This window comes from Ruminococcus sp. OA3 (assembly GCF_022440845.1).
In the GTDB taxonomy this organism is placed as follows: Bacteria; Bacillota; Clostridia; order Lachnospirales; family Lachnospiraceae; genus Ruminococcus_G.
Window position 1 is genome coordinate 1,495,674 of the sequence record NZ_JAKNTO010000001.1, and the last position, 11,370, is coordinate 1,507,043.

General features: G+C 46.6%; 9 protein-coding genes. 7 read left to right on the forward strand and 2 right to left on the reverse strand.

Translation table 11 applies throughout. From position 1 onward, the window contains the following. Positions 1-89 precede the first annotated feature (89 nt). The 7 genes from MCG98_RS06785 to MCG98_RS06815 all read left to right on the forward strand — a co-directional run bounded on the left by MCG98_RS06785 (position 90) and on the right by MCG98_RS06815 (position 8,318). Positions 90-2,480 (forward strand): formate C-acetyltransferase/glycerol dehydratase family glycyl radical enzyme, encoded by a 2,391-nt coding sequence (locus MCG98_RS06785; protein WP_240301204.1) that lies wholly within the window; start codon positions 90-92, stop codon positions 2,478-2,480. A gap of 26 nt (positions 2,481-2,506) precedes the next feature. After that, positions 2,507-3,277, forward strand: coding sequence for a glycyl-radical enzyme activating protein (locus tag MCG98_RS06790; RefSeq protein ID WP_240301212.1), 771 nt, complete (start codon positions 2,507-2,509; stop codon positions 3,275-3,277). A 26-nt stretch (positions 3,278-3,303) separates the two neighbouring features. Then, positions 3,304-4,029: an AraC family transcriptional regulator gene (locus MCG98_RS06795; protein WP_240301214.1), complete on the forward strand. Its 726-nt coding sequence runs from the start codon at positions 3,304-3,306 to the stop codon at positions 4,027-4,029. A 117-nt stretch (positions 4,030-4,146) separates the two neighbouring features. Then, complete coding sequence (locus MCG98_RS06800) at positions 4,147-5,595, forward strand: 4-hydroxyphenylacetate 3-hydroxylase family protein (protein ID WP_240301216.1); 1,449 nt, start codon at positions 4,147-4,149, stop codon at positions 5,593-5,595. Positions 5,596-5,598: 3 nt separating this feature from the next. Next, positions 5,599-5,868, forward strand: coding sequence for a NifU family protein (locus MCG98_RS06805; RefSeq protein ID WP_240301217.1), 270 nt, complete (start codon positions 5,599-5,601; stop codon positions 5,866-5,868). 26 nt (positions 5,869-5,894) lie between these two features. Beyond that, entirely contained in the window at positions 5,895-7,091 is a 1,197-nt protein-coding gene (locus tag MCG98_RS06810) for an acetyl-CoA C-acetyltransferase (protein WP_240301219.1), read from the forward strand. Between the two features lie 144 nt (positions 7,092-7,235). After that, entirely contained in the window at positions 7,236-8,318 is a 1,083-nt protein-coding gene (locus MCG98_RS06815) for a uroporphyrinogen decarboxylase family protein (protein WP_240301221.1), read from the forward strand. Here MCG98_RS06815 and MCG98_RS06820 read toward each other — a convergent pair. Together MCG98_RS06820 and MCG98_RS06825 are read right to left on the reverse strand one after the other, a co-directional pair. Further along, positions 8,306-9,208, reverse strand: a complete 903-nt coding sequence (locus MCG98_RS06820) for an AraC family transcriptional regulator (RefSeq protein WP_240301223.1) — start codon at positions 9,206-9,208, stop codon at positions 8,306-8,308. The two genes, MCG98_RS06815 and MCG98_RS06820, sit on opposite strands and share 13 nt — an antisense overlap. A gap of 479 nt (positions 9,209-9,687) precedes the next feature. Next, on the reverse strand, positions 9,688-11,217 hold the full coding sequence (locus MCG98_RS06825) for a helix-turn-helix domain-containing protein (RefSeq protein WP_240301225.1): 1,530 nt from the start codon (positions 11,215-11,217) through the stop codon (positions 9,688-9,690). Between the last annotated feature and the right edge of the window lie 153 nt (positions 11,218-11,370).

Genomic DNA, 11,370 nt, shown 5'->3' on the forward strand with positions numbered 1-11,370 from the left:
ACTATTCAGTGGAAGCTTATCTTCCTGCGTGCCAGGCGTCATACAGGAAAAGATTCTGAACAGTGATGCAAAATTTAAGGAGAAAAAGTATGGCAAAAGCGTATATAAATCGTATTGAGGCGTTGAGAAAACAATATCTTGATACACGGGTGGACATGGATGTTTATAATGCAAAATATCTTACCGAAGGGTTTAAAGCAACGGAAGGCCAGCCCTGGATCATACAGAAAGCTGCAGGATTTAAGAATCAGTGTCTGAAAAAGAATATCTTTATACTGGATCATGAGCTGCTTGTGGGCGGCGCGGCATTTAAGCCGCGTGCCGGTATTTTGTGTGCAGACAGTTCCTGTTCTATTCTGGACAGGGAACTGGATACCATCAGTACCCGCACATTCGATCCGTTTTACCTGGATGAAGAAGGCAAAAAGATTTTCAAAGAAGAAGTGTCTGATTATTGGAAGAACAAATGTCTTTTAGACCGCTGGCAGGCTATGATGCCGGAGAAGCTCAGGGACTTAAGAGACAGCGGAATGATCTATATCGACAGGAAAGCCGTTCGCGGCTATGGGGAGACGACACCTGGCTGGCCCGAACTGCTCTCAAAAGGCGTGGGCGGTTTTAAGAGAGAGGCTGAGGAAAAGCTTAAGCAGCTTACGGAATCACGTGTTGGGGACCTGGAAAAAATTTATTTTCTTAAGGCGGAAATCACTGCTGCTGAAGGAATTACTGCTCTGGCTAACCGCCATGCAGATCTGGCGGAGCAGATGGCAGAGGAATGTAAGGATGAGGTGAGAAAAAAAGAGCTTCTTAAAATAGCGGAAGTGAACCGCAGAGTGCCTGAACATCCGGCGAGCACTTTTTACGAGGCTGTCCAGTCTATGCTTACCTACGAATATGCAATTTATATGGAACAAAATGCTTCGTCTTATAATCTGGGACGTATCGATCAGTATCTGCTGCCTTACTATGAAGCAGATCTGAAGGCCGGACGCATTGACCAGGATGGTGCACAGGAGCTTTTGGACTGTATGTGGATCAAGATCGCTGAGCTGTCTCTGTTCCAGGATGAGGTAACAGCTCAGTTTGCAGCGGGCTACTGTATTACGGTACAGGTAACGGCAGGAGGTATCGACCAGTACGGAAATGATGCGGTGAATCCGCTGTCTTATATGGTGATTCAGGCTACTATGGATGTCCGCTTCAAAGAGCCCAACATGTCCATACGGTACAATATAGCGAAAAATCCGGATTCTTTCCTGCGCAAAGGAGCAGAAGGGATCAGAATGGGATTGAGCATGCCTGCTGTTTACCATGACGATGCCGGAATCAGGATGATGCTTAATAAAGGGGTGCCTTTAAGCGAAGCATGGGACTGGAATCCCTGCGGTTGTGTGGAGACGAACCTTTCCGGAAGAATGAAGCAGTATACGGATATGGCAGATGTGAATATGGGCGGCATCATTGAGATGGTACTGAACAATGGCGTCAGCCGCAAGACAGGCAGACAGGTATCGATTCAGACCGGCGATCCTGTAAATTTCAAGACTTTCGATGATTTCATGAATGCATTAAAAGCGCAGATTGATTACTTTGTCGATGTGGTAGTGTCTGGAAATCAGCTTCTGGATTATCTGAGCATGAACTATCGACCGGTTCCGGCGCTTTCCCTGGGTTATCCAAATTGTATGGAAGCAAAGAAGGATTACAGCGTGGGAGGTGCCAAATATAACTGCGGCGGCGGCGTCATCACGGTAGGGCAGGCGGATATTATTAATTCCGTTGCCGCTGTGAAATATCTGATCTTTGATGAGAAAAAGCTTGCCATGGATGAGCTGCTGCAGGCACTTGAGGCGAATTTTGAAGGCTACGAGGATATCCATCAGATGTGCATGGATGCGCCGAAATACGGAAATGACGAGGAAAAAGCAGACTTCTGCGTTGGGGAGATCTTCACCTATATAACGGACCAGTTTGAAAAGTACGATACAAAATTTGGAAAGATGACTACGGGAATGCTTCCTGTCTCCGGCAATACACCCATCGGTGCATGGGTGGGAGCTCTGCCGTCCGGCCGTTATGCGTGGACACCTCTGACAGATGGAATCGGAGCCACAGGCGGCACGGATGTGAACGGTCCTACTGCACTTTTGAAATCGGTGAGCCATATCCCGCACGCCCGGTTTACACAGGGAACACAGCTGAATATGAAGCTGGAGCCGGCGATTCTTAAAGGGGAGGCAGGTATCAGGAACCTGATGAATATGTTGAAAACGCAGTGTACACTGGACATTTACCATTCGCAGTTCAATGTTGTGGACAGGGAAACGCTGCTGGATGCACAGGCTCATCCGGAAGAACACCGTGACCTTCTGATCCGTGTTGCCGGATATACGGCATTTTTTGTGGAGCTGGGAAAAGAAGTACAAGATGAAATCATCGGCAGGACAGAAATCGATAACTGGGGGTGTGGATGTCGCTGATGCCTGGATCTTACCAAGGAAAAGAAATGGAGGGAACAGTACTCAGAATTGAGAGAAGTTCTATCTTTGACGGGGATGGTCTCCGAACTGTCGTTTTTTTAAAAGGCTGTCCCCTCAGCTGCTGGTGGTGTAATGCGCCGGAGAGTCAGAGTATGCTGATTGAGGGGACAACAGAAGAGGAAACCAGAAAGAAGATGTATGGCAGGCTGATGACGGTGGAGGAGGTACTGAAGGAAGTGCGTAAAGACAGTTCTTTTTATTTCCATTCGGGAGGCGGCATGACGCTTTCGGGGGGAGAACCCCTGTCGCAGTCATACTTTTCCAGATGCCTGCTGCAGCAGACGGAAAGAGAAGGGATTGACACAGTGGTCGAAACTACTTTTTACGGAGACTGGGGGGACATTGATCCGATTCTGCATCATGTTTCTGCGGCATACGTGGACCTGAAAATCATGAATCCAAAGGAACACAAAAAATACTGTGGAGTGGATAATAAAAAAATCCTGGAAAATCTGAAACGAACAAATGAGACGAATGCTGATTTTCGGCTGGTCATAAGGATTCCTGTGATACCGGGAATCAATGATTCGGAGGAAAATCTCCACAGGACAGGGGCTTTTGCCGGTCGGTTGAAGCACCTGGACGCTATAGAACTTTTACCTTATCATCGTCTGGGAGCAGGCAATTATCGGAAGCTGGGACGGGCTTATCTGCTTCCGGATCTTCAGACGCCTTCACAGGAAGAACTGGAGCGCTGCAGGGAAATCCTCAGTCTGTATGTAAAACGGGTAATTTAGCTGCATGAATGTAAGGGGTGATATGCATGAAACAGGATATCCAAATTAATCATTTTCAGGAGTGTCATGGACAGCACGCCCATGAATATCCACAGGTACTGATTCCTTTAAAAGCAAGTTTGAGGCTGGTTGCGGGGGAGGCGGAATACAGAGTGAGTTCCAGGGAACTCTGCTTTATTCCGGAGGGGATGGAGCACGCATGCGATTTTAAAGGAGAAATGCTGGCTTTGAATCTGGACGGACAGGAAATCACAAGACACCGTTATTTTCTGGCGGAGCCTTTTGTCCTGTCCATGAAAGGACAGATCCTGCAGCTGATACAGTTGATTCAGGCAGAACTGAGGGAGCAGCCGGAAAGTGAATCCGTGCAACACCTGTACCGCTATTTTTACAGTAAGCTGATGGAAGAGTGTATGCCTCCGTCCATCTGGTATATCAGCAATCATTATGATGCTCACATTACCATGGAGCAGCTTGCTTACATCGAAAGCTATAACGTGAAGTATTATAACGACTGGTTCAAGCAGAAGACCGGGGTGTCTCCGGGGTATTATCTGCGCAGGACCCGGATTGACAAAGCAAAAGAAATACTGGAGAATACGGAATTTGGAATGACAGAGATCGCGGTTATGATAGGATACAGCAGTAATTCCTCATTTACCAGGGCATTTCGAAGTATCACCGGCATATCGCCTGAGATGTACAGAAAAACGATATTCAATGGGGAGAGAGGGATGAGGAAAGCATTGTAAGTGTATTTCTTTTGCACGGTCAGCGGTATTTTTTTTCTGACTTTCTGCAATATGCCCTGAATCGACAGATAATATAATGGTTACACGGATTATTTGTTGAAGAAAGGAAGAAGGAACATGATGACAAAGAAAGAGTACATTGAAAGTTTAAGAAAACTAAATCTGGTGGTTTACATGTTTGGAGAAAAAATAGAGTCTGCGGTGGACCATCCGGTGATCAGGCCTTCCATGAATTCCGTCGCAGCTACATACGAGCTGGCCGAGTACCCTGAATACGAAGACCTTATGACGGCCACTTCGAATCTGACGGGGAATAAAATCAACCGTTTTACGCACATCCACCAGAGCACGGAAGATCTGGTGAAGAAGGTTAAAATGCAGAGAATGCTTGGACAAAAAACGGCAGCATGCTTCCAGCGCTGTGTAGGAATGGATGCCGGAAATGCAGTGTACAGTACCACCTATGAAATTGATCAGAAACTGGGAACACACTATTTCAATAATTTCGTAAATTTCTGGAAGAAGGTTCAGGAAAATGACTGGACAGTTGACGGTGCCATGACAGATCCGAAAGGAAACAGAGGATTGTCCCCGGCGGGGCAGGAAGATCCTGATCTGTATCTGCGGGTGGTAGAGAGAAGAGATGATGGAATCGTCGTAAGAGGTGCAAAGGCACATCAGACAGGCATTGTGAATTCACATGAAGTTCTGGTCATGCCTACCGTGGCTATGAAGCCCGAAGAAAAAGACTATGCAGTGTCATTTGCGGTACCTTCGGATGCAGAAGGGGTTTTCATGATCTACGGACGGCAGTCCTGTGATACGAGAAAGATGGAAGAAGGCGCGGATATCGATCTTGGCAACAGTCAGTATGGCGGACATGAGGCTTTGATTATCTTTGATAATGTTTTTGTTCCAAATGAGAGAATCTTCATGAACGGCGAAACGGAATTCTCAGGAATGCTGGTAGAACGGTTTGCATCTTATCACAGGCAGAGTTATGGAGGATGCAAAGTCGGGGTGGGTGATGTGCTGATCGGAGCGACGGCACTTGCCGCAGAATACAACGGAATTCCAAAGGCATCACACATAAAAGACAAATTAATTGAGATGACGCACCTGAACGAAACGCTTTATGCATGCGGCATTGCCTGCTCAGCTGAGGGGGCCCGGACGCAGTCGGGAAATTACTATGTGAATACACTGCTTGCCAATGTCTGCAAACAGAATATTACAAGGCTTCCGTATGAGATCTCCCGTCTGGCAGAAGATATTGCCGGCGGGTTAATGGTAACATTACCCTCTGAACAGGACTTCAGAAACGAAAAGATCGGTCCGTACATAGAAAAATATTTTAAAGGCGATGCGAAGATTTCAACTGAAAACCGTATGCGCGTTCTCAGGCTCATAGAAAATATCACCCTTGGGACTGCAGCGGTCGGATACAGGACAGAGTCCATGCACGGGGCCGGCTCTCCGCAGGCGCAGCGGATCATGATTTCAAGACAGGGAAATATCGAGAGAAAGAAAGAGCTTGCAAAAAGGCTTGCCAGGATCGAGGACTGAGTGATGGATGAGAGAATACGTGAGATTCAAGGTTTACTGGACAAACAGTCATTATGCACCGGCTCTGTTATAAAAGTCCAGAGCGTTGCGGATAACAAAGTGATTGTAAGGATGCTTGGCACCTGCAGCGGATGTCCGTCTGCGCAGCTGACAGTAAAAGAATCTGTAGAGACAGCGATTATAAAAGAGTATCCGTTTGTTGAAGAAGTAATTCTCGACACATCAGTGAGCGATGATCTGCTGTCATTTGCGAAAAAACTGCTGATGAATTGAATGAGTTTAAGGAGGACACTTATAATATGACAGATAACGTATATGTGATTGGAGCATGCCGTACAGCGATTGGTTCATTTTTAGGGACACTGAAGGGAGTAACAGCTGTAGAATTGGGTGCCCATGTGTTAAAAGAGGCAATAAAAAGAGCGGAAATTTTACCGGATCAGATAGACCAGGTGATTCTTGGCAACGTGCTGCAGGCAGGACAGGGGCAGAATCCGGCAAGACAGGTGACTGTCAACGCGGGACTGCCGATTGAGGTTCCTGCTTTAACGATTAATAAAGTATGTGGATCGGGATTAAACACGATAGCCCTTTCAGCTGCGCTTATAAAAGCAGGAGAGGCAGACTGTATTGCCGCCGGCGGAATGGAAAGCATGTCCGGCGCACCGTATCTGCTGCCCGGCTTGAGGGAAGGACAGCGCATGGGAGATGGAACCACGGTAGACAGTATGATTCACGAAGGGTTATGGGATGCTTTCAATGATTATCATATGGGTGTCACAGCAGAAAATGTCGCAGAGCAATATCAGATAACCAGGGAAGAGCAGGATGAATTTGCTCTGAAATCCCAAATGAAAGCAAAAACTGCATCAGAGACCGGAAAATTCAAGGAGGAGATTGTTCCTGTCAGCATTCCGCAGAGAAAAGGAGATGATATTGTCTTCCAGCAGGATGAACATATACGTCCAAATACGTCCGTTGAACAGCTGGCCAGGCTGAGACCTGCTTTTAAAGCAGGCGGGACAGTAACAGCGGGCAACGCATCCGGTATCAATGACGCCGCATGTATCATGCTGGTGGTCTCTGAAAAATTTGTAAAGGAAAACCATCTGAAACCGCTGGCGAGGGTGGCGTGCAGCGCGTCCTGCGGAATAGATCCCAAGATTATGGGACTGGGTCCTGTACCGACGATAAAGAAGCTGCTGAAAAAATCGGAACTGCATGTAGATGACATTGATTTATTTGAAATAAATGAAGCGTTCGCGTCGCAGTCGATCGGTGTTTTAAGAGATCTTGAGATTCCGGATCACAAGGTCAATGTAAACGGGGGAGCCATCGCACTGGGGCATCCCATCGGCGCATCGGGTGCCCGCATTGCTGCTACTTTATTATATGAAATGAAAAGATCCGGCAGGCGTTTTGGTGTCGCAAGCCTGTGTATCGGGGGCGGCATGGGAGAAGCTGTATTGTTTGAAAGAGACTCCTTGTGCCAGTAAAAGATGCAGGTTCCATGGAGGCCGGCCATTGAGAGCAGAAAATATAAATTTTCTAAGCGTTTTTCAAATTGTGGACGTATCATACAGATGTTACAATCGTGATATCAAACAACAATGGTTCACATTTTGAAAGGGGTATGAAAGATGGAAATGACATCAAAAGAACGCTTAAACTGTGTACTGGAGGGAAAAACACCGGACCGCCTGGCGAGCTCATTCCTGATCAATCCGTATTATACGAACAGCCTGCCAGGTAAGCCGGATCCGATCGAGTTTATGAAAGAACTCGGAGCAGATATTATTGATCGCGATGGACCGCTGCCGTATAAGATCGTGCTGTCGGGGGGCGTGGAATATACGGACGTATATGAAAACGGTGAAACCGTCCGCACATACACCACACCTGTCGGAACGATTTATGAATCATTTGCAGGTCCGATGCTCTGGGGATCAATCTCCGCACGTAAATCAAGTTTCGTTAAGGAGCTGGAAGATTATAAAATTCTGCAGTATGTCTTTGAACACATGGATTTTGAACCGGATTACAGCTGGTATGAAGAGCGGATGGAACTGATCGGTGATCACGGCATTGTTGTGCCGCAGGCGACGGAATTTCGGTCCTCACTGGAATATCTGCTGGAAGATAATCTGCAGCGCACGATCATAGATCTGTCTGAAGAACCGGAAATCGTAGAAGAGTTCATGCAGGTACTGAAGGCCGCTAATATGCGGGCGTGCCGTGTTGCGGCGGGCTGTCCCGCGACTTACTTCAATGTGTGGGAAGATTCTTCGACAACACTGCTCTCACCGGCGTGGTTTGAGGAGTATGTGCTTCCTGAGTTTCAGGAATTTACGGATATTCTGGCGGCGAATGGGAAAAAACTGATCCATCATTCCTGCGGAAAGATTAAGAATCTGCTGCCACTCATGAATCAGGAGAGCGTAGCAGCGTTTGAATCGGTGACACCTGCACCGGTGGGAGATATTCAGATCAGAGATTGTTACGATGCGTGGGATGACAAATTTGTAGTCATCGGCGGACTTGATCCGACCTTCCTGATACGCTGTACGCTGGAGGAACTGGAGCAAAGAACGGTTGAGACGATCGAGAGTCTGGGCGACCACAGGAGGCGGTTCGTGCTGGCGAACGGCGACAGTCTGCCTCCGCGTGTCGATCCACAAAAACTGTATAAAATGATTGAAATTGCAAAACGCTATACGTTCTGAGGCTGATTTGGCTTAGTAAGCTTGCGGAAACGGGACGGTGAGATCCCCATTTTCTTTTTGAAGGAGACGATGAAATTAGTCTCGCTGTTGTAACCGGTCTTTTCTGCGATCTCCCGGATGGGCATGACAGTTGCATAGAGCAGCCATTGGGCATAGTCAATGCGTTTCAACACGAGGTACTCGTGAGGGGAATAGGTAGTAGCTTCCCGAAACTGCCTTGAAAAATGGGAGCTGCTCATGCCGGCACAGGCGGCAATGTCCGTGACGTTCAGGTCTTCGGAAAGATGTTCGCTCATATAGCAGAGAGCCCGGTCGATGGGAGTGCTGCCGCCGGCTGCCCTGGCATCAGAAGAACTGCCCGGCTGTGCTGTTGAGTGGTAAGCGGTGCAGAGCAGCTGGTATACCATCTGAGAACGAGGCACTTCTCCGGTGCCTGTCGTGGGCTGGCAGGAGTTGATGAGCTCTTGGAATTTATGGTGGAATGCTGCCGTCTGGACGATGTTAAAGACATTTCCGTGTTCAGCGAGGATGTGCTCGCAGAACGTGCGGGAATTCACTCCGTCGATGTGCATCCAGTAAAATTCAGTGTTTTCCTGCGCACGATATTCATGCGGAAGCAGACAGTCCACCAGAATCACCTGATTCTGAACTGCCTGCATGGACACACCGTTTAGGGTAAGTGACATAGAACCACTCTGTACATACATCATCAGCATTGTCTGGCGTGAAGGGTGGCGGCCAAAAGAGGTGCTGCCGTTGAACATATACTGCGTGTTGCAGAAATAATGGCCGCAGCGTGTGATATAATATAATAGTTCGCGTGCTGTTTCTGACGGTGTAAGAAAAAATACTTCCGACTCTGAACTGACGCCTTTTTCATTTGTTTTCATGCGCTCCTCCGCAATCATCAGAATTATCGTAACTTTATCATAAAGGAAAAAATACGAGATTACAAGAGATATCAAATGTATGTCTTAAAAGGAAATAACAAAAGACCCGCGAGAGCGGGTCTTTTGTTTTAATGAGGGGGGAGATAGTGAGTGGTTAATCAACTATCTGATATGTAGTATACAGTAGAAATGTGACGAAAGTGTGGAGAAAATCTAAAATAAAACATAAAAGTCTTAAGCTGCAATAAAGATGGACAGGGATTATAAAAGACTGTAAAAAATATGTGCTGCTGATTAAGCAGAACATCACAAAAACAAAGACCCGCTCTCGCGGGTCTCTGTTTTTAATGAGGGGGGAGATAGTGAGTGGTTAATCAACTATCTAATACATACTATACAGCATAATTGTGATAAAACTATGGATAAATTCTAAAATAAATCGAAATATTCTTAAGAAGAAGTAAAAAATACGCAGAACGTCACGGGTTATTCCTATTTAGAATGCAGTATCTCAAAATATAGAGGGACATTAAAATATAATGACGGTTTTCCGGGTTATCGTATTCCAGATCAACCACAGCTGAGATTTTGTCCAGACGATAACTCAGGGTATTGCGATGTATGAACAGGGATTTTGAGGTCCTCAGCAGATTGCGGTCATTGGACAGGTACTGGAACAGCGTGTTGATATAGTCTGTACCATTTTCCTGGTCCGTTTCATATAGTCGCAGAACGCCTTCGTGACACAGTTCGAAGATGGAATGTCCCTCTACGATTCTCGAAATAATGCTGTAAATACCGTAGTCATCATTGATGAAAATGTGATTATCCGGTGACAGCTTTTGTCCGATCGTCAAGGTTTTTTTTGCCTGCTCAAAATAAATATGCAGGTTGGTCAGGTCATGAAAGCTTTTGCTGAGAGCTCCGCGAATCTGAAATTTATCGGCGAAGCTGTATAAGTCTCTGCGAATGTCCGTGGTATCCGGAGCGTGATAGATAGCAGCCAGATAATGTTCTGCTTCAAAAACACTGCAGTCCAGATTTGGGTTCTGGCTTAGATGATTGATGATCAACTGCTTCTTGTATTGCGAATCTTCTGCACAGTCAATCAGCAGAAGCGCGAAAGTATCATCAATCTTCCAGTCAAAATAGGAAAGCTGATTCTGTATTAAGTCCCGGTTGCATAACCGTCTGTTTAATATATCACGTAAAAAACCTTCGTGGAAGGTGCCGAACAGCGTAACATTGCCGGGATTCTTTTCGAGATAGATAGAAAGCATCCGCCCCAGCGCTTCTGCGATTTCAAGATGTGTGCGGGTGGGGGGTGAATAGACTCCGACAATGAACAGATGTGCCAGCAGCTGGCAGCCATGAAAAATATTTTTGCAGGTGTAGGGAAGATTGAAGGTTTCTGTCGGATAGGTAAATGATTCCCGGGTTTTATTCATATAAGCAAGTTCCCCGGTGTCGATCAATTTCCGGACGATATTCATTGGCATGTAACCGTATTTGATCTGATAGTTCCAGTTTGCGCTGATATCATCCATCAGGGTTGGTGATGTGTGTGCGATAAGTTTCAGTGTGGTATCAGCGAGATACACGGTATCACGTGTGACCATATGCGAAAGATTCAGAATGTCTGTAAGCGGGCGCTCTCGTGCGATGGCATCCAGAACAGAGGTTTCCCAGGACTGGAACTGCCGGAACAGGGATACGACATCGTTAAACAAGTCTGTCATACAGTACTGACAGGGGACAACGATGGCTTGTTCCGGAAAATTCAGGTGTCCCGGACCGCGCGTAATGCAGGAGATGCCCGGGGTTTCAGAAAAAATCCGGGGTGGCGCAGCATCATCCAGAACGACGTAAAGAACATCATTTCTCGGTGGGATACTGCCTGCTGAAAATATCTGAACCTCCGTCAGCCCGGGGCTGGATGAGCCCGTCAGAGATAATGCCGGGTATTGCTCCGCCAATTGTTCATATATAAGCCGGAGTGACAGCCTCATGAAATCTACCTCCTCAAAAATATTCGTATAGGGACATTCTATAGAATATAAGGAAGGTGTGCAAGCGGAATATTCATGAGGAGTGCAATTGTGCAATTTTGTACAGTTTACAATATGAAATTGTATGGTCATGGCATTATTCTGATCAGGCAG